At 69.5% G+C, this 23,288-nt stretch carries 23 protein-coding genes; 8 read left to right on the forward strand and 15 right to left on the reverse strand.

What is annotated here, in order from left to right:
* Nucleotides 1-16: 16 nt before the first annotated feature.
* On the forward strand, nucleotides 17-1,423 hold the full coding sequence (locus ACIHAO_RS39715) for a M1 family metallopeptidase (RefSeq protein ID WP_396566929.1): 1,407 nt from the start codon (nucleotides 17-19) through the stop codon (nucleotides 1,421-1,423).
* 170 nt (nucleotides 1,424-1,593) lie between these two features.
* Nucleotides 1,594-2,538, forward strand: coding sequence for a hypothetical protein (locus ACIHAO_RS39720; protein ID WP_396566931.1), 945 nt, complete (start codon nucleotides 1,594-1,596; stop codon nucleotides 2,536-2,538).
* A gap of 3 nt (nucleotides 2,539-2,541) precedes the next feature.
* Here ACIHAO_RS39720 and ACIHAO_RS39725 read toward each other — a convergent pair whose 3' ends face one another.
* From ACIHAO_RS39725 to ACIHAO_RS39765, 9 genes are read right to left on the reverse strand one after another with little or no spacing between them, the layout of a single operon-like run.
* Nucleotides 2,542-3,729, reverse strand: a complete 1,188-nt coding sequence (locus tag ACIHAO_RS39725; RefSeq protein ID WP_396566933.1) for an acyltransferase domain-containing protein — start codon at nucleotides 3,727-3,729, stop codon at nucleotides 2,542-2,544.
* An 18-nt stretch (nucleotides 3,730-3,747) separates the two neighbouring features.
* Entirely contained in the window at nucleotides 3,748-5,364 is a 1,617-nt protein-coding gene (locus ACIHAO_RS39730; protein ID WP_396566934.1) for a (2,3-dihydroxybenzoyl)adenylate synthase, read from the reverse strand.
* 6 nt (nucleotides 5,365-5,370) lie between these two features.
* A complete protein-coding gene (locus ACIHAO_RS39735; protein WP_125786296.1) occupies nucleotides 5,371-5,628 on the reverse strand; it encodes an acyl carrier protein in 258 nt (85 codons plus the stop codon).
* A gap of 41 nt (nucleotides 5,629-5,669) precedes the next feature.
* The gene (locus tag ACIHAO_RS39740; RefSeq protein ID WP_396566936.1) at nucleotides 5,670-6,596 is read right to left on the reverse strand and encodes a beta-ketoacyl synthase N-terminal-like domain-containing protein; all 927 of its coding nucleotides are present in this window, start codon (nucleotides 6,594-6,596) and stop codon (nucleotides 5,670-5,672) included.
* Nucleotides 6,593-7,720, reverse strand: a complete 1,128-nt coding sequence (locus ACIHAO_RS39745; RefSeq protein WP_396566938.1) for a beta-ketoacyl-[acyl-carrier-protein] synthase family protein — start codon at nucleotides 7,718-7,720, stop codon at nucleotides 6,593-6,595. Before ACIHAO_RS39745 ends, ACIHAO_RS39740 begins: the two co-directional genes overlap by 4 nt.
* 26 nt (nucleotides 7,721-7,746) lie before the next feature.
* Nucleotides 7,747-8,889: an N-methyl-L-tryptophan oxidase gene (gene solA / locus ACIHAO_RS39750; RefSeq protein WP_396566940.1), complete on the reverse strand. Its 1,143-nt coding sequence runs from the start codon at nucleotides 8,887-8,889 to the stop codon at nucleotides 7,747-7,749.
* A complete protein-coding gene (locus ACIHAO_RS39755; RefSeq protein ID WP_396566942.1) occupies nucleotides 8,882-9,943 on the reverse strand; it encodes an LLM class flavin-dependent oxidoreductase in 1,062 nt (353 codons plus the stop codon). The genes solA and ACIHAO_RS39755 overlap by 8 nt, the downstream gene beginning before the upstream one ends.
* A gap of 31 nt (nucleotides 9,944-9,974) precedes the next feature.
* Nucleotides 9,975-10,172 (reverse strand): 4-oxalocrotonate tautomerase family protein, encoded by a 198-nt coding sequence (locus tag ACIHAO_RS39760; RefSeq protein WP_396566944.1) that lies wholly within the window; start codon nucleotides 10,170-10,172, stop codon nucleotides 9,975-9,977.
* Between the two features lie 37 nt (nucleotides 10,173-10,209).
* Nucleotides 10,210-11,481: a DegT/DnrJ/EryC1/StrS family aminotransferase gene (locus tag ACIHAO_RS39765; protein WP_396566946.1), complete on the reverse strand. Its 1,272-nt coding sequence runs from the start codon at nucleotides 11,479-11,481 to the stop codon at nucleotides 10,210-10,212.
* Between the two features lie 404 nt (nucleotides 11,482-11,885).
* On the opposite strand from ACIHAO_RS39765, the gene ACIHAO_RS39770 reads away from it, so the two are divergent.
* Nucleotides 11,886-12,749, forward strand: coding sequence for an ABC transporter substrate-binding protein (locus ACIHAO_RS39770; protein WP_396566980.1), 864 nt, complete (start codon nucleotides 11,886-11,888; stop codon nucleotides 12,747-12,749).
* A gap of 8 nt (nucleotides 12,750-12,757) precedes the next feature.
* Here the strand turns inward: ACIHAO_RS39770 and ACIHAO_RS39775 are convergent, their stop codons facing one another.
* Genes ACIHAO_RS39775 through ACIHAO_RS39785 form a run of 3 tightly spaced genes read right to left on the reverse strand, consistent with a single transcriptional unit; the run spans nucleotide 12,758 to nucleotide 16,037 of the window.
* Nucleotides 12,758-14,422, reverse strand: a complete 1,665-nt coding sequence (locus ACIHAO_RS39775) for an MFS transporter (protein ID WP_396566948.1) — start codon at nucleotides 14,420-14,422, stop codon at nucleotides 12,758-12,760.
* The gene (locus ACIHAO_RS39780; RefSeq protein WP_125797239.1) at nucleotides 14,419-14,625 is read right to left on the reverse strand and encodes a hypothetical protein; all 207 of its coding nucleotides are present in this window, start codon (nucleotides 14,623-14,625) and stop codon (nucleotides 14,419-14,421) included. The genes ACIHAO_RS39775 and ACIHAO_RS39780 overlap by 4 nt, the downstream gene beginning before the upstream one ends.
* Nucleotides 14,622-16,037, reverse strand: a complete 1,416-nt coding sequence (locus tag ACIHAO_RS39785; protein WP_396566982.1) for an amidase — start codon at nucleotides 16,035-16,037, stop codon at nucleotides 14,622-14,624. The genes ACIHAO_RS39780 and ACIHAO_RS39785 overlap by 4 nt, the downstream gene beginning before the upstream one ends.
* Before the next feature lie 331 nt (nucleotides 16,038-16,368).
* Here ACIHAO_RS39785 and ACIHAO_RS39790 point away from each other — a divergent pair, with 331 nt between their 5' ends.
* The 5 genes from ACIHAO_RS39790 to asnB all read left to right on the forward strand — a co-directional run bounded on the left by ACIHAO_RS39790 (nucleotide 16,369) and on the right by asnB (nucleotide 21,197).
* Nucleotides 16,369-17,394, forward strand: coding sequence for a pyridoxal-phosphate dependent enzyme (locus ACIHAO_RS39790; protein ID WP_396566950.1), 1,026 nt, complete (start codon nucleotides 16,369-16,371; stop codon nucleotides 17,392-17,394).
* 1 nt (nucleotide 17,395) lies between these two features.
* Nucleotides 17,396-17,989, forward strand: a complete 594-nt coding sequence (gene epsC / locus ACIHAO_RS39795) for a serine O-acetyltransferase EpsC (protein ID WP_396566952.1) — start codon at nucleotides 17,396-17,398, stop codon at nucleotides 17,987-17,989.
* Nucleotides 17,946-18,524, forward strand: a complete 579-nt coding sequence (locus tag ACIHAO_RS39800) for a cupin domain-containing protein (RefSeq protein WP_125797243.1) — start codon at nucleotides 17,946-17,948, stop codon at nucleotides 18,522-18,524. The genes epsC and ACIHAO_RS39800 overlap by 44 nt, the downstream gene beginning before the upstream one ends.
* A 196-nt stretch (nucleotides 18,525-18,720) precedes the next feature.
* Complete coding sequence (locus ACIHAO_RS39805; protein ID WP_396566954.1) at nucleotides 18,721-19,332, forward strand: disulfide bond formation protein DsbA; 612 nt, start codon at nucleotides 18,721-18,723, stop codon at nucleotides 19,330-19,332.
* Nucleotides 19,333-19,355: 23 nt separating this feature from the next.
* Nucleotides 19,356-21,197 (forward strand): asparagine synthase (glutamine-hydrolyzing), encoded by a 1,842-nt coding sequence (asnB, locus tag ACIHAO_RS39810; protein WP_396566956.1) that lies wholly within the window; start codon nucleotides 19,356-19,358, stop codon nucleotides 21,195-21,197.
* A 14-nt stretch (nucleotides 21,198-21,211) separates the two neighbouring features.
* Here the strand turns inward: asnB and ACIHAO_RS39815 are convergent, their stop codons facing one another.
* The 3 genes from ACIHAO_RS39815 to ACIHAO_RS39825 form a co-directional block, all read right to left on the reverse strand.
* The gene (locus ACIHAO_RS39815) at nucleotides 21,212-21,943 is read right to left on the reverse strand and encodes a FadR/GntR family transcriptional regulator (protein WP_396566958.1); all 732 of its coding nucleotides are present in this window, start codon (nucleotides 21,941-21,943) and stop codon (nucleotides 21,212-21,214) included.
* A gap of 131 nt (nucleotides 21,944-22,074) precedes the next feature.
* Entirely contained in the window at nucleotides 22,075-22,815 is a 741-nt protein-coding gene (locus ACIHAO_RS39820; protein WP_396566960.1) for a metal-dependent transcriptional regulator, read from the reverse strand.
* A gap of 35 nt (nucleotides 22,816-22,850) precedes the next feature.
* Entirely contained in the window at nucleotides 22,851-23,240 is a 390-nt protein-coding gene (locus ACIHAO_RS39825) for a MerR family transcriptional regulator (RefSeq protein WP_396566962.1), read from the reverse strand.
* Between the last annotated feature and the right edge of the window lie 48 nt (nucleotides 23,241-23,288).

Below are 23,288 nucleotides of genomic sequence, written 5' to 3' on the forward strand. Positions count from 1 at the left end.
CGGGGTTCGTTCGCGGGTGATTTCGAAGGCCTCCGCGCAGCCATCGCCCGGCTCGGACACCTCCGGTGACTCCTATCTGCCCCGGCACGGCAACGGCGGTTACCGTGTCCGGCACTACGATCTGGAGCTGGACTACAAGATCGGCCCCAACCGGCTGTCGGCCTCCGCGGCCATCACCGCGGAGGCGACGCAGGCGCTGTCGCGGCTCACACTCGACTTCGGCGAGTTCCGGATCAACCGCGTGCTGGTCAACGGGAAACCGGCCAAGTACGCGCGGCGCGCGCACAAGCTCCAGGTGAAGCCTGCGAAGTCATTGGCGGCCGGAAGTGAGTTCCGGGTCGAGATTCATTACGTCGGCAACCCGCGGCCGCTTCCCGGGCTGTGGGGCGACATCGGCTGGGACGAACTGACCGACGGTTCGATCGTCGCGAGCCAGCCGGTCGGGGCGCCGTCGTGGTTCCCGTGCAACGACCATCCCGCCGACAAGGCGACCTATCGCGTCGCGCTGACGACGTCGTCGCCGTATCTCGTGGCCGTGACCGGGAACCTGGTGGCCCGGCACGAGCGCGCGAGCACCACGAAGTGGGTCTTCGAACGGCCCGAGCCGACGGCGACGTACCTGATGAGCGTCCAAATAGGACGGTACGACGACGTCGAACTCGTCTCCGGCCCCCAGCCCGGCTGGTTCTCGCAACCCTCCGTCGAGGCGTTCCGCATCAACCTCGACGGCGGCTCCGTGGTCACCTCGATCCCGCAACGGGCCGCCGTGCCGCCGCGCCTGCGCCGGGCCTTCGCGCGCGATTTCGGGCGGCAGGGCCGGATCATGGACTCGCTGCAGCGACTGTTCGGGCCGTACCCCTTCGGCGAGTACGTCATCGTCGTCACCGACGACGACCTCGACGACCCGATCGAGGCACAGGGCATGTCGATCTTCGGCGCCAACCACGTCGACGGGCGGCGCACCCACGAGCGGCTCGTCGTGCACGAACTGGCGCATCAGTGGTTCGGCAACAGCCTGACCGTCGCCGACTGGCGGCACATCTGGCTGAACGAAGGCTTCGCGACCTACGCGGAATGGCTCTGGTCCGAGGAATCCGGCGAGCAGAGCGCGCACGAGTGGGCGAAGACCTGGCACACGCGGATGAAGGCGAAACCCGCGGACCTGCGTCTCTCCGACCCCGGCGTGGCGCGGATGTTCGACGAGCGGGTGTACAAACGCGGCGGACTCCTGTTGCACGCCTTGCGTTGTACCGTCGGCGACGCGGTGTTCTTCCCGATGGTGAAGGCCTGGGCGATGGAGAACCGGCACGGCCTGGTGACCACGGCTGCTTTTGTGGCACTTGCCGAACGCTTCGCCGGCCGGTCGCTGGCTGCTTTCTTCGACGCTTGGCTGGACGCTCCGGCGCTGCCTCCGCTTCCCTGACGCGCTCGCTCGCTTCGGTGCGCCCAATGTGGCATTGGGGACGTTGCGCGTCCCCAATGCCACATTGGGCGCAGGGCTGAGTTGTCCACAGTGGGGCTGATGTGGCGAGTTGTCCACAGGGGGCGGCATTGGTGCTGGTGTGACTGCTCCGGGCCGTCGATGATCTTGTGGTGCGATCCGGCGAACGGGCTCGCGATCACGAGGCCCTTTACAAGTTGAGCCGCGACGGGGTGATCACCGTCGCGAGACTCGTGGAGTTCGGCGTCTCGAAGAGGACGTGCTACCGGCGTTGTCAGCCGGGCGGACGGTGGCAGCGGTTGCTGCCCGGGGTGGTGCTACTCGGTTCTGGACGGCCGACTCTCCGGCAGGCGGTCGAAGGCGCCCTTCTCTACGGCGGGCCGGAAGCGATCGTCACCGGTATCCAGGCCTGTCACCTTCAGGGCTTGCGAGAGCCAAGAGGGGACACCAACCGGGTCCACCTTCTGGTGCCTTCGTCTTGCCAGGTCAGCAGCGCGGGGTACGTGACCGTGGAGCGGACCACGCGTATGCCCCGGCCGGTCGCCGTGAAGGGTGTGCTCGTGGCGCCACTCGTCCGGGCGGTTCTCGATCAATGCCACAGGTTCACCACGCACGATCCGGTCCGGGCATTGCTGACCGAAGCCGTTCAGCGAGGACGACTGAATCCCGAGGCCCTCACCAGGGAACTCGAAGCGGGCAGCGACCGGGGCAGCGCGTTGCCTCGCGAAGTGCTGCGCGACGTCCTGCGAGGTGCGCGGTCGGTGGCCGAGGTCGACGCGATGGCGGTCTGGCGGCGGACAGGGCTCCCGGAGCCGTTGTGGAGCCACGAACTGAGGGACGTCAGCGGCCGCTACCTCGGAACCCCCGATGGCTACTTCAAGAAGGTCCGGCTTGTTTGGGAGATCGACTCGTACGACTTCCACTTCGCGAAGGAGGACTACGCCAGGACTTTGGACAGAAACGCCAGATACGCCGCGGCGGGGATCGCCGTACTGCAGACCCTGCCCAGCCGTCTTCGGTCGGAGCCCGAGGAGGTCGCCAAAGAGCTTCGAGCGGCGTACTGGGCGGCCGAGGCTCATCTGCGTCGCGCGGCCTGAACCCTAGAACCGCACCGGAGCGCCCGCGCAGTGCAGAGCTCCGACCTGCGTCCGGAAGCGCAGCAGCGCGTCACCTCCCCGCCGGATGCTGGACAGCACCGCCACCTTCCCGGCGCCCGCGTTCTCCCGCAGTGCGTGGGCGAGCAGCGGGTGGGGTGAGATCTCGACGAAGGCGCGGTGCCCGTCGTCGAGGGCCGCCCGCACGGCGGCGCTGAAACGGACGGGACGGCGCAGGTTCGCGGTCCAGTAGGCGGCGTCGAAAGCGGCGGTGGATCTCGGGTCGGGGAGGACGGTGGAGTAGACGGGGACGCGTGCGGGTCTGGGGCGTAGGGCGGACAGTTCGGTGCTCAGGTCGGCCAGGATCGGTTCGACCTGCGGTGAATGCGACGCGACCTCGACGGGGACCAGTTTCGCCATCAGGTCTCTGGCGGCCCAGCGGTCCACCAGGGTGCGCACCCGGTCCCGTCCGCCGGCGACGACGGTCGACGTCGGGCCCGAGTGCGCGGCGACGGTCACTTCGGGCACGTCGGCGAGTTCGGTTTCGACCGTGTCCCACGGCAGGGCGACCATCGCCATCGCGCCGGTGCCGGAGACGCGCCGCATCAGCCTGGAGCGGCGGCAGATCACGGCCACGCCGTCCTCTGTGGACAGTGCGCCCGCGACCACCGCCGCGGCCGTCTCGCCCATGGAGTGGCCGATCACGGCGGCCGGGGCGGCGCCGTGGGCCCGCCAGGCCGCCGCCAGCCCGAGTTGCATGGCGAACAGCGACGGCTGGACCTGCTCGATGCCCTCCGCTGACCCGGAAAGCGCGTCGTGCAAGGAAAAACCGGCTTCGTCGGCGATCAGCGGTGCCAGGTGATCGATCTCTTCGGCGAAGGCGGGCTCCCCGTCGAGCAGTGCCTTGCCCATCCCGGTCCACTGCGAACCGTGGCCCGAGAACACCCAGACCGCGTTCCCGGCCGAGACCGCCTCGCCGACGGCGGCGCCGGTAGCGGGTTGCCCGGCGGCGACCGCGCGAAGGCGGCCGGTCACCGCGTCCGGGTCCTCGCCCACGACGACGGCACGCCACGAGCCGTGCCGCCGTCCGGCGAGTTCGGCGGCGAGGGCGGGCAGCGGATCGGCCCGGTCCGCGAGGGTGGCGGCTTCGGCCGCCAGCTGCTCGGGCGACTCGGCCGAGAACGGGAAGAACATCGTTTCCTCCAACCGAAATCAGCCGAGGTACCGGCGGGCGAGGGCCTTCTTGTCGATTTTGCCGACCGCGGTCGACGGCAGTTCGTCGACGACCGCGACCCGGTCCGGGACCTTGTACGCGGCGACACCGCGGTCACGGAAGAAGGCCTGGAGTGTGCTCGTGGACGGCGGTTCGCCCGAGCAGACCAGGAACGCCACCGATCGCTCGCCGAGTACGGTGTCCGCTTCGGGCAGCAAGGCCGCGGACAACACTCCCGGGCACGCCAGCAGATGCCCTTCGACCTCGGTCGCGTCGATCTTCTGCCCGCCGCGGTTGATCTGGTCCTTCGCCCGGCCGACGACGTTGAGATGACCGGTCGGGAGCCGCTGGACCAGGTCGCCGGTGCGGTAGAAACCGTCCGCGGTGAAGGCCCGCGCGTTGTGCTCGGCCGCGCGGAAGTAGCCGCGCAGCGTGTACGGCCCGCGGGTGAGCAGCTCGCCGGTCTCGCCGGGACCGACCTCGGTGTCGTCCGGGCCGACCACGCGGACCTCGTCGTCCGCGGAGATCGGCCTGCCCTGCGTGGTGTGCACGAGCTCGTCCGGATCGTCGAGCCTGGTCAGGCACAACAACCCTTCGGCCATGCCGAACACCTGCTGCAGACGGCAGTCGAAGGTCTTGGTGACCGCGGCCGCCAGGTCGTCGGCGAGCCGGGCGCTGCCGACCTGGAGGATGCGAAGGCTCGAAAGATCCGTGTCACCGTGTTCGAACTCCGCGAGCCAGTGCGGCACCAGCGGAGGGTTGATGGCCGCGATCGTGACGCCCTCGCGGGCGATCAGGTCGAACGACGTCCGCGCGCCCGGCGAGGGAGCGAGCACGACCCGTCCGCCCGCCTGCAGGACACCGAGCATCCCCGGGCAGCTCATCGTGTAGTTGAACGCGATGGGCAGCACGGCGAGGTACACCGAGTCCTCGGTCAGTTCGCAGAGTTCCGCGGCCCGCCGGGAGTTGTAGGCGAAGTCGTCGTGCGTCCGCGGCACCAGTTTCGGCATACCCGTGGTGCCGCCGGAGAGCAGCAGCAGGGCGAGGTCGCTCGCCACCGGCGGGTCGGCGGGGTCGGGCCCGGGTTCGTTGTCGAGCAGATCCGCCAGCGCGAGGAAGCCCTCGTGCCCGCCGGGGTCCCCGGCGACGATGACGTGCCGGATGCCGGCGTCGGCGCGGACGCGGGCGGCGAGTTCGCGGTAGTCGAACCGGGCGTGCCGGTCCGGGATGACGTACGCGACGGCCTCGGCCATCGCCGCCAGATGTGCGATCTCGTTGCGGCGATGGGCGGGCATCGCGTGGATCGGCACGATCCCGAGCCGCGTCAGAGCGAACCACAGCAGCACGAACTCGGCACGGTTCGGCAGTTGCACGATCACCTTGTCGCCGCGTTTCAGCCCGAGCCCGGTGAGCCCTGTCGTCAGGCGCCGTACGGCGGTGTCGAGCGCGGCGTAGGTCCACCGGCGGTCGCCGTCCACCAACGCGACCCGGTCGGCGTACCGGACCGCCCAGCCGGAGAGCTGTTCACCGAAGGTCACGCCCTGCCAGTGGCCGACGGCGCGGTACCGGCGGGCGTCCTCGTCCGGCCACCCTGGCCAGTCCCCGTTCTGTGCCATCCCCGCTCAGCCCTTCTGTCCGGCGAGGACCAGCTGATGGATCTCGTCGAGCGTCTCCACCTCGCTGATCGCCGCGTCGCCGACCCGGATGCCGTAGCGCTGCAGGATCCGCGCCGCGACTTCGAGCAGCAGCAGCGAATCGACACCGAGGTCTTCGACGAGGTTCGCCTCGTCGGTCACCTCCGCGGACTCGACCTCCAGCACGCGGGCCACCAGCGTCCGCAGGTCTTCCAGTTCCGGCTCGATCAGCTTGTTCCCGGTCATGAAGGCCCCTTCTTTCGTCTCTGTTCCCCGATTTCGGTCGTTCACGGCTGTTCCGCGCCCGGTCCCGCGAACGCCATCGCGGCCGCCGCCGCACCCGGCAAGCCGCAGGACACGGCGAGTGCGCTGCCTTCGCCGCCGTCGATGCGCGCGCTCGCGGCGGCGCACTGCAGGACGCCGAGCGCCCCCGACTGACGTCCTGCCCAAGCCGAGAGGTCGAGCACCTCACCCGGCCGGATCCCCGGTTCGGCCAGGGTCGCGACGGCTTCGCCAGTGACCGCCGAGGCCGCTGCCCGTGCGGTTCCGGCTCGCCGGTACTCGCCGAGCACGAGACGGACGCGGGCACGGCGGCGCCGGGCCGCTCCGGCGGATTCGAGCACGACCGCGGCCGCCGCGTCGGGCCAGTGCGTCTCGCCGTTGTCGTCGAGAAGCTTTCGTACATAACGGTTGTCGGGTTCGACACCGGTGACGACGACGGCGTCCGCCCGGCCGTGCCGGATCAGCCGCCGCGCCCACTGCAAGGCGTCGAGGCCGCTGGTCGGCCCGTTCGACAGCGTCAGGTTCGGCGCGCGCAGTCCGTGGTCGATGGCGACCCAGCCCGCGGACACGTTGCTGGAGGTGTTCGGCAGCCCGGTCGGCGGCAGCAGGCTCGCGGACTCTTCGGCGATCGTGTCCAGGAACGAGCAGATGCTGTCCAGGTTCCCGGTGTTCGTGCTGACCACGGTCGCCGTCCGGAGCGACTCCCCGCGATACGAGCCGTCCGCACCGAGCAGACCCGAGTCGAGGAGGGCCGTGGTGGCCGCGCGGGAAGCCAGCCGCGAGGCCCTGTCGCGGTGCCGGAACTGCCTGCCGCGCAACCCGGTCTCCGGATCGAAGCCGTCCTCGTGGCGCCGGTACGGCTCCAGCAGGTCGGCCGGTCCGCGCAGACCGTCGACGGCGATGCCGGCCCCGGTCACGACGACGGCGGTCACGACGCCGCCTCCAGGATCGCCACGGCGTTGATCCCGCTGAGCCCGAAGGCGTCGACCTGGGCGATCCGGAACTCGCCGTCCCGCGGTTCGTCGCGGACGAGGTCCAGGCCCTCGGCTTCGTCCATCGGCTCGGCCAGGCCGAGGATCGGTGGCGCCAGCCGTTTTCGCAGTGAGATCGCGGCGACGATCAGGCTCAGCAGCCCGGAGCCGCCGAGCGTATGCCCGGTCGACGCCTTGATCGCGGTGAGCGCCGGTTTCGCGCCGGCGAACACGTCGTGCAGCATCCCGGTCTCGACCAGGTCGTTGCGGACGGTTCCGGTGCCGTGCAACACGATCAGGTCGATCTGGTCCGGACCGATCCCGGCGCGGTCGTGCGCCTGCCGCACCACTCTCGCGACACTGCCCGGCTCGGGCACCGTCGGATGGTCGGCGTCGCAGTTGAGCGCGACCGACCGGAGCCGGGCCGCGACCGGCCCGCCGTGCCCCGGTCTGCGGAGCACCACCGCCGAGGCGCCTTCGCCCATCATCATCCCGTGCCGTTCCTTCGCGAACGGCCGCACTTCGCCCGGTACGCCGCTCTGGACCCGGTCGAAGATGCCGAAGGTGGCTTCGGTCAGACCGTCGGTCCCGGCCACGACGACGGTGTCGCATTCGCCGTCCGCGATCAGGTCTGCCGCCAGGCCGAGCACGGTCAGCGACGCCGCGCAGGCGTTCGCGAAGGTATGCGTTTCCACCGTGCCGAACCGTTCGCGGATCGCCGTGCCGAAATGCAGGTCGGCGAAATCCGCCTTCGCTTCGCCTCGCCACCACAGCTCCATCGAGCGTTGCTCCCGGTGTGTCGTGCCGACGAGCACTGGGCAGTTCTCCGGCAACTCGGTCAGCCCGGCGCCCTCGAGTGCCTGCGAGATCGCGTCGACCAGCCATTTCGTCGATCGGCCGGGTTCGTCCTTGCCGGGAGCGGCCCGGTCGTCGATCTCGTAGGCCGTCCGCGCCCGGAACTTCGTCGTGTCGTAGACCCGCAGCGGCCCCAGGCCGCTTCTCCCGGCGCACAGTGCGTCGTGGATCGTTTCGGGGTCGCGGCCGATGCTCGAGACGGCGCCGAGTCCGCAGATGTCGAGGTCCACGGCTTTCCCTCCAGAAGGTGCTCGCGTCAGCAGAATCGCTTGACGTCCATGAACGAGAAGTCGATCCGCGGTTCGTGGCCGGTGGCCAGATCCGCGAGCAGTTCGCCGATCCCGGTGGCGTGCTTGAACCCGTGCGCGTTGTCGCCGCCCGCGACGATCACGTTCGGCGCTTCGGGCAGCGAGCCGAGCACGAACTGCCCGTCCGGGGTGAGCGTCAGCATGCACACCGCCACCCGTGAGGGTTCCGGACGCAGACCGGGCAGATGACCGGCGAGCACTTCGCGCAACGCCGTCCAGTCGGCCGGGGTCACCGAACGGTCGGTGTCCAGCGGATCGAACGGGACCGCGGTGGCGCCGAACTGCTCCAGGCCGAGTTTGACGTCGTACGGCGGATCCGCGCCGCAGCCCCACAGCACCGTGCCGCCGTCGAGTTCCCGCATGAACACCGGGAACTCCGCCAGCCGGAACCGGCCGGCGTCGCCGTCGGGTTCGAACCAGGTGACCGGCATCCGCACCACTCGGAGCTCCGGCAAGGGGGTCATGAACGGCAGCCACGACCCGGTCGCCACCACCACGCGCCGTGCCAGCCAGGTCCGTCCCGGACCGTGCACGAGGACGCCGTCGTCGGTCGAGTAGATCCCGGTGACCTCGGTCCCGGTGAAGACCTGTGCCCCCGCGGTCTCCGCCGCGTCGAGCGCGGCCCGGATCGACTCCTCCGGCCGCAGCAGCCCGGCGGACGGTTCCCAGACGCCGATGTCGTCCGCGGTCAGCGCGGTGTGCTGGGGGAACCGTTCGGCGAGTTGCGTGCGGTCGAGCGGTTCGACCTCGATGCCGTGTTCGTTCGCGGCCGCCAGCGTTCCGCCCGCCACCGCCGAATCCGGCGCGCCGATCAGGAGCCCGCCGTACCGGTGCAGCAACGTTTTCCCGGCCTGGCGCCCGAGCAGGTCCCACAGTTCGCCGGATCTGCGGGCCAACGGCACCAGCCCGGGATGTTCCAGGCAGGTGATCCGGAACATCCGGCTGCCTCCGTGCGACGCGCCGAGTGAGTGGCCGCGGCCGTGGCGTTCGACGCCGATCGCCCGGACACCCCGGCTCGCGAGTTGCCACAGGGCCATCGAGCCCCAGGCGCCCAGCCCGACCACGACGACGTCGGCGTCCGGCTCAGGCATCGAAGCGGGGGACCACGCCGGAGGTGAACAGGTCGAGCGCGCGGACGGCGTGCTCGTGGTCGAGATAGCCGGGGTTCAGCTGCACGCTGACCGAGAGGTCGCTGCCGAAGTTCTCCGCGATCCAGCCGATCTGCCCGGCGACGTCGTCCGGCGTACCGGCGAGAACCTTGTTCTGTGCCAACGACTTCTCGAAGTCGTACGCGCGGACCTTCTCGATGAGTTTCTCGTAGCCCTGGTACGCGCCCGAGGTGGTCGACGCCCACGAGGCGATCGCGCCGCTCATCTGCTCGATGTAGTTGTTCTCGAACTTCTCGCCCCAGGCCAGCGCGGTCGCCCGGTCCTCGGCGAGATAGCAGGTGTACTTGATCTGGATCCGGCCGTCCTCGGGGCGCCGTCCCGAAGCCGCCCACGCGGTGCGGTAGCCCTCGATCATCTCGGTCAGCGTCTCCTGGCTGACGATCGACGGGACCACCTGGAGGTGGTGGCCGGCGGCGCCCGCCGCGGCGCACGACTCCGGATTCGAGGCGGAGGCGACGAAGAACGGCGGATATGGCTGCTGCACCGGCCGGGGCAACAGCGTCACCGGGCCGAAGCTGTGGAACTCGCCCTCGATCTTGACGTCCACTTCGGACAGAAGACGGCGGCAGGCGTCGACGCCTTCGTCGAAGCGGCGCCGGCTTTCGTCCATCGGGACGCCGAACCAGTCGAACTCGTCCGGCAGGAAGCCGCGGCCGAATCCGGCGTCCAGCCGTCCGCCGGAAAGGTTGTCCAGCATGGCGAGTTTGCCCGCCAGCTTGAGCGGATGGAGGAACGCGGGGATCACCGCGCCGGTCGTGATCCGGATCCGTTCGGTCCGCGCCGCGATCGCGGCGAGCAGTGTGACCGGGTCGGGACTGTAGCCACCGTAAGGGGATCCGTGGTGCTCGACGGTCTGGACGTGTTCGAGTCCCGCTCGATCGGCCCGTTCGGACAGATCGATGACTTCGCGGTAGTAGTCACCCGCCGTTTTGTGGTCGGGGGAGAAGACGGGGAAGAAGTTCAAGCCGAATTTCACCAGTACTCCCAGCTGTTCGGAAGGGCGCCGGTCAGGAAGGCCTTGGTGCGACGGGTTTTCCGCCGAGGCCCCAGCGGTGTGCGGGTACCGGGTCCAGTACCACCCACACGTGTTCACGGATGTCTTCGCCGTAGGTTCCGACGACCGCGTCGGTGATCGCGGCGATCAGTTTCGGCTCGGTCTCTTCGGTGAGGCGGTTTTCCAGGATCTGGACATGGATGTAGGGCATGACGGAACTCGCTCCGATCTTTTCGGGCGGGATCAGGTCAGCTGTGGCTCAGCACGGCTCGTCTGCCGAAGACCTCGTTGAGGCTGCTTCGGAGCGCGGAGCACAGGAGCGCGACCTGGGTGTCGGTCAGATTGGGGTGACACGGGAGGTTCATGTGCTCGGAGAACCAGAGCCGTTCCGCTGTCGGGCATTCTCCGGGGCCATGCCCTCGGGACTGCCATTCCGGCGTGAGGTGCAAGGGGAAATACCGCAACTGGATCTCGACGCCGCGGCGATCGAGCGCACGTACGAGCGCGTGGCGGGCGTCATCGCCTTCGGTGACGAAGAATGTGTAGAGGTGGTACGAATGCTCGTCACCCGGATCGACGAGCGGCAGCCGGATCTGCGGGTATCCGCCGAGCACCGCGTCGAGTTTGGCCGCGATCTCGCGCCGCCTTCGCACCAGTGACGGCAGTTTCCGCAGCTGCACGGTGCCGACGGCGCAGGCGACCTCGGAAAGCGTCGCGTTCGTTCCCGCGCCGTGGATCCCGGCGACCGATTCCCGGTACACCGCTTCGGAGAACTTCATCCAGGGCAGGGTTTCCGGCGGGGAACCGAGGATCCCGCTGACCGGGCCGGCGACCATGTCGACCTCGTTCGACCGGATCCGGTCCACCCGGACGGCCCAGTCGTCGCGGTCGAAGGTGATCATTCCGCCTTCGCCGAGGGTGGTGATGTTCTTGGAGGAATGGAAACTGAACGTGCCGATGTCGCCGAGGGAACCGGGCCGCCGTCCGCGATAGGCCGATCCGAGCGCGTGCGCGCAGTCTTCGAGCACCAGTACGTCGTGTCGTGCCGCGATCGCGCAGATCTTCGCCATGTCGGCCGGATTCCCGCCGTAGTGCACCAGGATGATCGCCTTGGTCCGCGGGGTGATCAGCGCCTCGAGCATGCGAGGATCGAGATTGAGCGTATCGGGATCGATGTCACAGAACCGGACGATCGCCGGCGAATCCAGCAGCGGCTGGATCGACGCCTGGAACGTCTGGGTGGTCGCGATCACCTCGTCGCCGGGCTGGAGATCGAGCAGCCGGATGGCGATCTCCAGAGCGACCGTGCCGCTGGTCACCGACAACGCGTAGCGAGAGCCGGTGTAAGCGGCGAACTGGGCTTCGAACCGGTCTCGCCACGGCCCCGCCGTCAAGGCGAGATCGTTCTGCAGAACCGTTCTGAGTACTGCGAAATCTTCTTCGTCGACAACGGATCCCCGCCGTGCGGAAGGAATCTGATATCGGGGCTTGGTACTTTCGGCGGCCTCGTTCACTTGCACCCCCAAGTGCGTGGATGACGAACGTCGAAAACATGCAGCAGCCGAAGCCCGGAACCCGACCGTCGCTGCATCGGCTCGAACAGTGAGCCTTTCGCAAGGGAAGCACGCCCGATTGCGGGCAGGATTCAACCTAACAGCAGACGTATGACTAGCGCAACAACCGATGTTTTGGCAGCCTTACCTAAGTAGGTCGCGCTTGCCCGTCGCCTCGGTGCCGCGTCGGTGTGATCCGGGAAACCTCCGTTCGGTGTCCGACTTCGTGGAGTGCGCAGATGCAGCTGATGGACCTATCCGGCAGGCCTGGCCGCCGTCTCTTCCTGGCGGGTGCGGCCGGTTTCATACTCGCCGGATGTACGCCCGGAAGGGCGGGGGACGCCGCCCCAACGGGCGGGTTTTCGGTGACGATGGACGGAAAACTCGGCCCCACGGTGCTGGATCGCTTGCCCTCCAGGGTGATCGCTCTCGGCTTCGGACAGGACGCCGACGCCGCCGTCGCGCTCGGTGTCATCCCGGTGGCCATGCAGGAGGGAACGTCGACGCCGGACCGGATCCAGCCGTGGATCGCGCCGCTGCTCGGGTCCGCCCGGCCCGAACTGGTCCGGACGGGGCCGGACCGCCCACTGGAACACTTCGCCGCTCTGCGGCCGGATCTGTTCCTCGCCGCCGGCGACTACTACCTCGAAACCGGCTACCAGCGGCTCGCCGAGATCGCGCCCGTGCTCGGCTATGTCACCGGGCCGAACCTCGATCCGTGGCAGGAGACCACCCGGCGGATCGGCCGGGCGCTCGGCAAGGACTCCGCGGCGGACCAGCTGATCAGCGGCACGCTGGGCAAGATCGCGACGGCGAAGGACACCGCGGGGCTCGAGGGGAGGACGTTCAGCTGTAGCTCGGTGAGCGGCGGGGGACAGGTGTACACCAAGAACACACCCGAGGACGTGCTGGCGGTTTCGTTGGCACAGTTCGGTTTGCGCCTGTCGGAGAAGGTCACCCAGTTGCGTTCCACGACGACGAAAGGCGTCGCGGCGGTCGGCCCGGAGCGGCTCGACCTGCTCGACGCGGACATCATGCTGGTCAGCTACGAATCGGTCCAGCAGCGGCAGGCGTTCGAAGCCGAGCCGCTTTTCGCGCGGCTTCCCGCCGTACGCCGGGGTTCCTATCTCGCGATCGATAAGGCCGAAGCGCAGGCGCTGGCCTTCCCGTCCGCGCTCGCCCTCGCGTACACCGCCGAGCGGATCGTGCCGCGGCTCGCCGCGGCGGCACGATGACGCGCGGCTCACGACCCCACCTGTCCGACGACGACGTCGTGCCGCACCGGCGTGTCGTCGGCCATGATGCGCCCGACCGACGGCTGATGGCTTGGCGCGGTGCAGATGACCAGATGCGGCCCCGGAGCCGTCGGCGCCGCGTGATACCAGCCGGTCTCATCGGTGACGGTGCGGACGACGCGACCGCCGTCCGGATTCACCAGCAGCACCACCGCGCCGGGCACCGGGTCGCCGTCGAGTCCCCGGACCCGGCCGGTGGCGGCCGCGAGCCGTTCCGCGGTTCGCGGCGGCAGGACGAGCATGCCGGTCACCGCGGCGGCGGCCACACAGCCCGCCGAGACGGCGAACGCGAAGGCGTACCCGTGCGCGAGTCCTTCCCGCGTCGAAGACCCGCCCGCGGCGGCCGCGGCGATCGTGGTCAGCACGGCCAGACCGATCGCACCACTGGTCTGCCGCACGGTGTTGAGCACGGCGGCGGCCACCCCGCCCGAGGTGGCGGGCACGCCGCTGGTCGCCGCCACCGTCAACGGGGTGAACGCCGACGCGGTACCGAAACCGAACACCACGCTCGGCAGCACGATCATCGCCACGGACGAACCACCGGTGCCGAGTGAGGCGGCCACCCCGGCGAGACCGGCCGCCCCGAGGGCGCAGCCCAGTGCCGCCGCGCGACGGGCACCGAGTCGGATGGTGAGCGGACCGGCGGCCTTGGCACCGGCGAACATCGCCAGGCCGGCGGGCAGGAAACCGAGCCCGGCGGCGAGCGGACCGGCGCCGTGCACGTACTGCAGGACGAACGAGATCAGCACCGGAGCACCGAAGAAGCCCAGGCCCAGCAGGAACATCACCAGGTTCGCGCCACGGACCGCGCGATGGGAGAACAGGCTCAACGGCACCAGCGGGGCCGCCGCCCAGCGCCCCTGGTGCAGCAGGAACAGCCCGCACAGCACGATTCCCGCGATCAGCGGACCGGACACCTCCGGTGCGCTCCAGCCCACGGTCTCCGACTCCATCACCGCGTACACGACGCCGGTCAGCCCTGCCGTCGCCAGGACGGCGCCCACGATGTCCAGCCGGTACGCCGATCCGGACCGGGAACCGCCGGGCAGCAGGGCCAAGGTGCCGGCGACCGCGACCAGACCCAAGGGCACGTTGACGAAGAACACCCAACGCCAGCCCGCGAACTCGGTCAGGAGGCCGCCGGTCAGCGGACCGGACGCGGCGCCGACGGCGCCGATCGCGCTCCACGTGCTCAGTGCGCGGGCACGCCTCGGCCCCGCCGGGAAGGTATCGGTCAGCAGCGACAACGTCGCCGGCATCAGCAGCGCGCCGCCGACGCCCTGTCCGGCGCGCGCGGCAAGCAGGAGCGCCGGATCCGCGGCCAGGCCGGCGAGAAGGCTCGCCCCCGCGAACAGGCCCATCCCGGCCAGCAGCACCCGGCGCCGTCCGAAGACGTCCGCGCAGCGGCCGCCGAGCAGCAGGCAGCCCGCGAACGCGAGCGTGTACGCGTTGACCACCCACGGCAGCGTCGCGGCGGAGAAGCCGAGATCGGCGCGGATCCTTGGCAGGGCGACCGAGACGATCGTGGCGTCCAGCACCACCACGAACGACCCGAGACAGGCCAGCGCGAGCACCAGGTGGTCGCGGCGGCGGGCGGGAGAAGACGTGCTCATGAAACCTTTCCTGTTCCTACTGCCTCTTCATCGCCCGTCCGGAAGCCGAGGACGGGCAGCGCGTGACGAGCCGCGGGGAGGTCGTACAGCGCGTCGATCGCCGCTCGCTGCCAGGAATAGCGCGCGGCGAGCCCGGCGATCTCGGGTTCGGTGGCCGGCAGGGTCGCGGCCGCGAGCAGTACGCGGATCTCCGGCTCGCTCATGACGGCTCCGGCGGGGTCCGAAGATGCCAGCCGGTGGCCGACTGGAACGCGTCGCCTGCCTCCAGCAGTTCCGTTTCGCCGCGGACCGGCCCGGCCAATTGCAGTGAAAGCGGCAGCCCGTCGGCGGTGAACCCCATGGGCAGCGCCAAGACGGGATTGGCGAGCCCGTTCCAGTACGGCGTGTGGATGACGCCGAAGAGTTCCTCGTTCTCCGGTAGCCCGGCGGGGGACAGCAGCGACTCGAACCGGGGCGCGCCGACGGACGCGGTCGGGCAGACGACGAGGTCCACTTCGGTGAAGAGTCCGTCGACCGCCCGCTGCGCGACCTGCCGCACGCGCTGGGCCTGGACGTAGTCGGCGCCGGTGACGAGCGCGCCGGTGGCAAGGAGCCCGCGTGTCCCGCGGCTGAAGTCGAGCCACCGATGGCACAGTTCCGCGCGGTGATGCGCGAGCGCCTCGCTGGCGACGGTCACCTGAACGGCCGTCACCAGTTCCGCCGGATACGGCAGCGTGATCGCGCTCAGGCGCGCGCCGAGTCCGGCCAGCACCGCGAGCGCCTCGGCGAAGACGCCGTCCAACGCGGGATCGCGGCCGGGCGGGAAGTGGTGGTCGCGGACGACGCCGATCCGCAGCCCGGTGAGATCGCCGCGGAATTCGGGGCGCCGCACCGGTCCGGCAGCGGAATCGGGATCGGCCGGATCCGGCCCGGCCAGCACCTCCAGTACCGCCGCGCAATCCCGTACGGAACGGGCCAGCGGGCCGATCCGGTCGAGGCTGTAGCCCAGCGGCACACAGCCTGTCCTCGGCACCCGGCCGTACCCGGGCATCAGGCCGGTGACCCCGCAGAACGCCGCGGGCACCCGGATGCTGCCCGCGGTGTCCGAGCCGATCCCGGCGAGGAACATCCCGGTCGCGACGCCGATCCCGGCGCCGGAACTCGAACCGCCCGCCCAGCGTCCGGTCCGCCACGGATTGCGGGGGATCGGGAAGGGGTGCTCCTGTTCCGGCATCCCGCAGGCGAACTCCATCGTGGTCGTCTTGCCGGTGAGCACCGCGCCCGCCGCCTTGAGCCGGGTGGCGACCGTCGCGTCCGTTCCCGCCAGCCAGCCGCGGTCGTGCACGAGGCTCTGCGCCGTCGTCGCGGCTTCGGCGGTGGCGATGATGTCCTTGACGCCGATCGGGATCCCGTGCAGCGGCCCGCGGTCCAGTCCGGCGGCGAGTTCGGCGTCCGCGCGTCTCGCCGCCGCGAACGCGGTCTCGTCGAGGCGGGTCAAGTAGGCGCCGTAGACCGCGTCACCGCGATCCGCGGCCGCCATCGCCGCCTCGGTCAGGCCGATGCTCGTGACCGTGCCGTCCCGCAGGGCCGCCGCCGTGGCGGTGAGGGTGCGCGGGCGCAGGGACGTGGTGCCGATGTCCGCCTCCGATCGATCAGGTGTGGTTAGCCTAACCTTGGACCCTCAACCCGGGTTGAGTTCAACTCGGGCGAAGCGGACCACCCGTTCGTGCCGCCCATCGGGCAAGCGGATGACTGAACGTCTGATGTTCGACAGAGCAGGTGTTTACTTGCTAGCCTGAACCAGGTTCCGCGCGCGGCCGTCAAGCCGGCGGCCCAGTCCCGCGGACCACCGGTACGAGCGTTTTTCCGCCACCGGAGAATCCGGATCCGCCGAGGGGGATCCGCACCCGAACACCTCGCCGCGCTGATCGTCGCGCTGCTCGAGTGGCGCCTGGGGAAGGACTCGCATGACCGACACCGCTCAGCCAGAGATCGCTCTCACTGTGGAAGAACCACTCGCCGCGGCACCGGATCAGGCGGTCGCGCTGACCCGGCATCCCGGGTTGCGGGAGTTCGCCGGACGGCTCGGCGACACCCCGCTGGTCGAGGTCCCCGGCCCGCCGGGCGGGGCGAAAGTGCTGGCGAAGTACGAATTCGCCAATCCGTTCGGTTCGGTGAAGGACCGCACCGCGTTCGCACTGGTCTGCCGGGCGATCGTCGCGCACACCGGGCCGGAGCCGCTGAAACTGCTGGACGCCTCGGCCGGGAACATGGCCCGCGCGGTCGCCGGACTCGGTGAACTGGCCGGGATCCCGACCCGGCTCGTGGTCCCGTCCGTCATCCCGCCGAGCCTGCTGACCGCGATGGAGAAGACGGGCGCGGAGATCGAACTCGCCGACGCGGCGGGCGGTCTGCTCGGGATGATCAAGGTGTGCGAGAAGATCGCCGCCGGCGACCCCTCGCTCACCCCGCTCGTGCAACACCGGAACATGGCCAACGTCGCGGCCCACGAATTCGGTACCGGCAAAGAGATCCTGGACCAGCTCGGGGAGCACCGGCCCGCCGCCTGGGTCAGCGCGATCGGGACCGGCGGCACACTGGCCGGGGTCCACCGTGCGCTGCGCACGCGGTGGCCGGACATCGTGGTCGCCGGGGTCACACCCTCGGAAATGCCGTACGGCACCGAGCGGGCACCGCATTCCGAGCCCCGGTTCGCCGGTGCGGGCGGGTTCGGCAACGGGCTGCGTCAGCCGTTCGTCGACACCCAGCTGCCCGCGGCGGAACAACTGCACGTCACCTATGCCGAATCCCTGCGGGGAATGGTGGACTACCGGAAACTCACCGGCACCTCGATCGGCGCCTCCGCCGCGGCCGCGTGGCTGAGCGCGAAGAAGGTCGCCGAACGGTTCGGGCCGGACCAGGTCGTCGTGACCCTGTTCGCCGACGCCGGTCCCGAGGAGGATTGGGTCAAGGCCGAGCAGACGGCCGGATGACATGCGGCGGTCCCTCATCCGGTTGCGTGAGGATCTCGCGACCACAATGGACAAAGACCCGTCGGTGACCTCCCGCCTGGAGGCGCTCTGTCATCCCGCGCTGCCCGCGGTCTGGAGTCACCGGATCGCGCACCGGCTGCATCGCGGCGGCCACCGGATCCTCGCCAGGCTGCTGTCGAACGCGGCGAAAATCCTGACCGGGGTGGAAATCCATCCCGGTGCCCGGATCGGCAGGCGCTTCTTCATCGACCACGGGAACGGTGTCGTGATCGGCGAAACCGCCGTCATCGGCGACGACGTGACCCTCTATCAACAGGTGACGCTGGGTGCCATCGGCTTCTGGCGTGACAACGCCAGGGCCGAGGGTGAGGCCCGGCATCCGCGTATCGGCGACCGGGTGGTCGTCGGCGCCAAAGCGACGGTGCTCGGCCCCGTGACCATCGGGGACGGCGTCGTGGTTCCCGCACACAGCCTCGTGCTCACCACCATCGAATCCGGAAGCAACGGGAAAACCCCAGTGATCGACCGACGTTCGAAGATCGGAGACGGGAATGTCCAGCGACCTCATGGCCAGTATCCGGTTCAGCGAGAATGACCTCCGCGCCCGGGTCGCCAGGTTCACCGACCTGGCCGGAACGGACGGCGGCGCCCCGGACACGGTACTCGCGGGTTGCGCGCGGGTGATGTTCAACGTGATCGGCTTCCGGCCGCCGGAGCGCAACGGCGCCGACGACGACCAGGTGATCTCCCCGATCGGCGCGAAGAGTTCGGGGAACGCGCCGATCGACATCGCCGAGGGCTTCAACCTCGCCTACATCAAGGCCACGCCGGGAAACGGCACGATCCTGCACAACCACGACACGAACGAGACGTTCATCCCCTTGAGCGGCACCTGGCGGTTCCGCTGCAACGACGAGGACGACCTGTACGTCGACCTCGGCCCGTTCGACGTGATCTCCCTGCCCGCCGGGCTCCAGCGCCGGTTCACCAACCTGGCGGCCGCTCCCGGGACGGAAGAGAGCCTGATGATCGTCATCGTGGCGGGAGACCGCCCGAAGTCGGTCATCTACCCGGAAGTACTGCAGGCCGCGCGGACCGAAGGCGCGTACACCCCGGCCACCTTCGCCTAGTGATGGTGGCTCTCGCCGAACCCGTGGTCGAGGTGCGCGTCGCGAAAGCCACTTTCGCGACGCTTGGTGTCCCGAAAGTGGCTTTCGCGACACCGCCGCCCCACGGCCACGACCACGACCACCCCGGCCGGCACGCCCCGCCAGTCCGGTCTCCAAAGCACGCGAAACCACCTTGTCTCCAGAAACGAGGACAGCGATGACCGAGTCCCCTGTCCGGGCCGACCTGTGGTTCGACCCGATCTGCCCGTGGGCGTGGCAGACCTCGCGGTGGCTGCTCGAAGCGGCCGAAGTACGCGAGATCGACCTGCGCTTCCACCTGATGAGCCTCGCCGTGCTGAACGAAGGCCACCAGTTGCCCGAAAAGTACGAAGTGATGATGCGCGAAGGCTGGTACCTCTCGCGGGTGATCGCGGCCGCCGCCCGTGACCACGGCGAGAAGGTCGTCGAACCCCTGTACACCGAGATGGGCACGCGCATCCATCCCGGCGGGAACGAGGACTACCGCGAGGTCACCGGTCTGGCCCTCGAAGCGGCCGGGCTCCCGGCGGGACTGGCCGGCGCGGGAACGGACACGACACTCGACGCCACGATCCGCACGAGCCACGACGAGGCGATGACCGCGATCGGGCCCGACCTCGGCACGCCGGTCGTGCGGATCGACGGCGGCGCCTGTTTCGGCCCGGTGCTCGCCGAGGTCCCGCGCGGTGAGGCCGCGGGCCGGATCTTCGACGGCGTCCGGGCACTCACCGGATTCGAGTACTTCTTCGAGCTGAAGCGGACGCGGACCGCGGAACCCGTTTTCGGCTGACACCACGGTTACTGGGAGGCGAAATGTGCGGAATCACCGGCTGGGTGTCGTTCGAGGACGACCTGCGGAGCCAGCGACCGATCCTCGACGCGATGACGGCGACGATGTCCTGCCGCGGTCCGGACGCCGGAGGTGTCTGGCTGGACCGCCACGCCGCGCTCGGGCACCGCAGGCTCGCGGTGATCGACCTGCCCGGCGGTGTGCAGCCGATGTCGGCGGGCACCCCGGCCGGTGAAGTGGCGCTGGTCTACAGCGGCGAGGTCTACAACTACACCGAGCTCCGGAAGGAACTGCGGGACAAGGGGCATCGGTTCCACACCGACAGCGACACGGAAGTGGTCCTGCGCGGTTACCTGGAATGGGAAGAGGGGGTCGCGGAACGGCTGAACGGCATGTACGCCTTCGCCGTCTGGGACTCCCGCACCGCGAAGCTGGTGCTGATCCGGGATCGCATGGGCGTGAAACCCCTTTACTACCAGGCGACCTCCGGTGGCGTGCTGTTCGGTTCCGAGCCGAAGGCGATCCTGGCGAACCCGCGGGCCCCGCGTGTCGTCGACGCGGACGGTCTGCGCGAACTGGTCGCTTTCACCAAGAAGCCCGGCTGGTCGCTGTGGAAGGACATGCACGAGGTCGAGCCGGGGACGATCGTCACCGTCGACGACCGCGGGATCCGTTCGCACACCTACTGGCGGCTGCGGACGGCTCCGCACACCGACGATCAGGACGCGACGGTGGCCCGGGTCGGTGAGCTGATGACCGACATCGTTCACCGTCAGCTGGTGTCCGACGTGCCGAGGTGCGTCCTGCTCTCGGGCGGGCTGGATTCGAGCGCGGTCACCGGGATCGCGGCGTCGCGGCTCGCGGAGTCGGGGGAGCCGTTACGCACGTTCTCGGTCGATTACGCCGGGCAGGAGGAGAACTTCCGTCCGGACGAGATGCGCGACGCCCCGGATTCGCCGTTCATCCGTGACGTCGTCGATCTCGTCGGCTCGGTGCACGAGAACGTCATGCTGGATCCCGCCGAGCTCACCGATCCCGACGTGCGCCGGGCCTGCGTCGCCGCGCGGGACATGCCGTCCGGGCTCGGCGACGTCGACCTCTCGCTGTATCTGTTGTTCAAGGCGATCCGGCGGCAGTCCACAGTGGCCTTGTCGGGGGAGGCGGCGGACGAGGTGTTCGGCGGCTACCGGTGGTTCTTCGAAGAGGAATCCCGCACCACCGACATGTTCCCCTGGCTGGTGTTCCGCAACGCGGTCACCAGCGATCGGGAGAACCTGCTCCGCCGTGACGTCCGCGAGGCGCTCGACGTACCGGCGTACGCCGCCGACGAGTACGCCGCCGCGGTCGCGGAGGTCGAGCAACTTCCGGGGGACGACGCCCTCGAACAACGGATGCGCGTGATCTGTCACCAGAACCTGACCCGGTGGGTCCGGGTGCTGCTCGACCGCAAGGACCGGATGTCGATGGCGGTGGGGCTGGAGGTCCGGGTCCCGTTCTGCGATCACCGGCTCGTCGAGTACGTCTACAACACCCCGTGGGCGTTCAAGACCTTCGACGGCAGGGAGAAGAGCCTGTTGCGGCAGGCGACGAAGCATCTTCTGCCGGTTTCGGTCACCGAACGGCTGAAGAGCCCGTATCCGTCCACACAGGACATCGGCTACGCGGTCGCCCTTCAGTCGCAGGCAAAAGAGGTGCTCGCGGACCTCGATTCGCCGGTTTTCCAGCTGGTGAGCCGGGATTGGGTGTACGACGCCGTCCAGGCCGACGCGGCGACGTTGACCGGCCAGACGCGGCACGGTCTGGACCGCGTGCTGGATCTCCACCACTGGTTCGATCTGTACCGGCCGGCCATCAGCCTCGGCTGACCGGCCCGGATCGCTCAACGGCGCTTCGGCGTGCTTTTCCTTTTGCGGGAAGCGGTTTTGTTCTGTGCCTTGGTCAGCACCGCGACGGCGGCGTCGATGATCACCGCGACGGCTCGTTCGGCGCGGTCGGCGTCGCCGTCGGTGATGGCCTCGGCGAGGGTGTCGTGATCCGGGAAGTCGATGTGCTCGCGGCGCAGCTCGGCCATCACCGTCGCCACCCCGCTGCTCAGCGCGTAGCTGAGGCCCTCCCACAATTCGATCAGGACCGCGTTGTGCGTGGCGGCGATGATCGCCGCGTGGAATTCGTTGTCCGCGGCGAGGAAAGCGTCCTCGTCGCCGGCGTCACGTGCTTCGTGCTGGGCGGCGAGTGCCGCGGTGATCCGGGCGATGTCTTCGGCGTCCCGGCGTTCCGCCGCCGTCCTGGCGGCCTGGCGCTCGATGCTGTTGCGGACTTCGAGTACTTCGAGAACGTTCGCGGCGCGGGTTCGCCGCAGCAGGGCCGCCGACAGTCCGTGCCGTGCCCTGACGTAGGTGCCGTCGCCGCGGCGCGGCTCCAGCAGCCCGGCGTGTTCAAGGGCGCGGACGGCTTCGCGGACCGTGCTGCGCCCGACCCCGAGTTGCTCGACCAGCTCCTGTTCCGGCGGGATACGGGAGCCGACCGGCCATTCGCCGGTCTCGATCAGTTCCTCGAACTGGTCGACCACAGTGGACGAGAGTCTCGCTGTACTGGCCGCTCGAAGTGGCATGGCGGTCTCCCTCCTTCGGCCCCCCGGATATGGACATCAGATCGGCAGATCATATGACATCTTACTGCCTTGCTCCGGCGGAACGCGCACGCCTGTTCGAAAAACGATATGCAATGCGCGAAAGAACAATGTCAGCGACCGGCAACGCAGCGGGCGCGTGCCGGAACGGCGGAATTCGCCGCGGCGGGATCGCAGACGATGATCTTCGACGCCTGGTTTCGCTCGAGGATCACGGTCGCCGTGGCCGTCCGCGCTTCGAACCGCCGCCCGTCGGCCGGGGTGAGCGTCATTCGCGCTCCAGGGGTGAGGCCCGCGGCCAGAAGCGTTCCGAGGAAGGCGGAATCGTCCTGGATCCGTTCACTGATCCGGTGCAGCCGGACCTCTTGCCGTCCGGCATGGGTGGCGGGCCGCATTCCCGGCGGCGCCGGCACCGGGGGAAGGCCGGACAGACCGAGAAAGGCCAAGCCGGGAATCGGCCCGCCGTACGGGCTGAACCGCGGCCCGCCGCAGAGTTCGAAGATCCGGCGCGCGGCGGCGTCGGACATCACGTGTTCCCAGCGGCAGGCCTCGTCGTGCAGCCGGACCCAGTCCAGCCCGATCACCCGATACAGGAGTGTTTCCGCGAGGCGGTGCTTGCACATCACCCGCACCGCGATCCGCCGTCCCTCCGGCGAAAGCTCCAGCCGCCGGTCCTCGGCGACCAGGAGGAGGCCGTCACGCTGGAGGCGGGCCACGGTCTGGCTGACCGTCGGCGGGCTCTGCTCGAGCCGGTCCGCGATCCGGGCGCGCAACGGGACGACACCGTCCTCTTCCAGCTCATAGGCTGCTTTGAGGTACATCTCGGTGGTGTCGATCAGGCCACGGGCGGTCATACTCCGGTAGCCTGCCCCCTCAACCCGGCTTGAGGTCAAGCGCCCGGCAGCTCCACTGTGGACCGGAACTCCGGACAGCGTTCCAGCGTGTTTTCGGGGCAGCGGAGCAGATGGCGCAGATAGGTCCGGGCGGTGGCGAGCTTTTCGAGCTGGGACTCCAAAGCTTCGATACGGGCCGAAACGGTGTCCCGCCAGTCGTACGTGGCGGTGCGCCCGGCGAGCACGGTCGCGATCTCGTCGAGGCTGAGCTGGCCGGTGTCCCGCCACAGCCGGATCAGGGCGATCCGGTAGAGCTGGTCGGTGTCGTAGTAACGCCAGCCGGATCGCCGGTGCGGCTTGATCAGTCCGCGGCGTTCCCAGTAGTGCAGGGTCGAAACCGGAAGGTCGAACCGGTCGGCGACCTCTCTGATCGATGCGGATTCCATGACATCATTTGAACTCAACCCAGGTTGAGGATGCAAGCTTAGGCTAAG

The sequence above is a fragment of the Amycolatopsis sp. NPDC052450 genome (assembly GCF_044547565.1).
Classification (GTDB): domain Bacteria; phylum Actinomycetota; class Actinomycetes; order Mycobacteriales; family Pseudonocardiaceae; genus Amycolatopsis.

Coding starts and splice junctions, on each gene's coding strand:
- ACIHAO_RS39825 (WP_396566962.1), bottom strand. CDS start 23,240: ATGGAATCCGCATCGATCAGAGAGGTCGCCGACCGGTTCGACCTTCCG.
- asnB (WP_396566956.1), top strand. CDS start 19,356: ATGTGCGGAATCACCGGCTGGGTGTCGTTCGAGGACGACCTGCGGAGC.
- ACIHAO_RS39805 (WP_396566954.1), top strand. CDS start 18,721: ATGACCGAGTCCCCTGTCCGGGCCGACCTGTGGTTCGACCCGATCTGC.
- ACIHAO_RS39775 (WP_396566948.1), bottom strand. CDS start 14,422: ATGAGCACGTCTTCTCCCGCCCGCCGCCGCGACCACCTGGTGCTCGCG.
- ACIHAO_RS39820 (WP_396566960.1), bottom strand. CDS start 22,815: ATGACCGCCCGTGGCCTGATCGACACCACCGAGATGTACCTCAAAGCA.
- ACIHAO_RS39725 (WP_396566933.1), bottom strand. CDS start 3,729: ATGTTCTTCCCGTTCTCGGCCGAGTCGCCCGAGCAGCTGGCGGCCGAA.
- ACIHAO_RS39730 (WP_396566934.1), bottom strand. CDS start 5,364: ATGGCACAGAACGGGGACTGGCCAGGGTGGCCGGACGAGGACGCCCGC.
- solA (WP_396566940.1), bottom strand. CDS start 8,889: ATGCCTGAGCCGGACGCCGACGTCGTCGTGGTCGGGCTGGGCGCCTGG.
- ACIHAO_RS39760 (WP_396566944.1), bottom strand. CDS start 10,172: ATGCCCTACATCCATGTCCAGATCCTGGAAAACCGCCTCACCGAAGAG.
- ACIHAO_RS39770 (WP_396566980.1), top strand. CDS start 11,886: ATGGACGGAAAACTCGGCCCCACGGTGCTGGATCGCTTGCCCTCCAGG.
- ACIHAO_RS39815 (WP_396566958.1), bottom strand. CDS start 21,943: ATGCCACTTCGAGCGGCCAGTACAGCGAGACTCTCGTCCACTGTGGTC.
- ACIHAO_RS39735 (WP_125786296.1), bottom strand. CDS start 5,628: ATGACCGGGAACAAGCTGATCGAGCCGGAACTGGAAGACCTGCGGACG.
- ACIHAO_RS39800 (WP_125797243.1), top strand. CDS start 17,946: ATGTCCAGCGACCTCATGGCCAGTATCCGGTTCAGCGAGAATGACCTC.
- epsC (WP_396566952.1), top strand. CDS start 17,396: ATGCGGCGGTCCCTCATCCGGTTGCGTGAGGATCTCGCGACCACAATG.
- ACIHAO_RS39780 (WP_125797239.1), bottom strand. CDS start 14,625: ATGAGCGAGCCGGAGATCCGCGTACTGCTCGCGGCCGCGACCCTGCCG.
- ACIHAO_RS39790 (WP_396566950.1), top strand. CDS start 16,369: ATGACCGACACCGCTCAGCCAGAGATCGCTCTCACTGTGGAAGAACCA.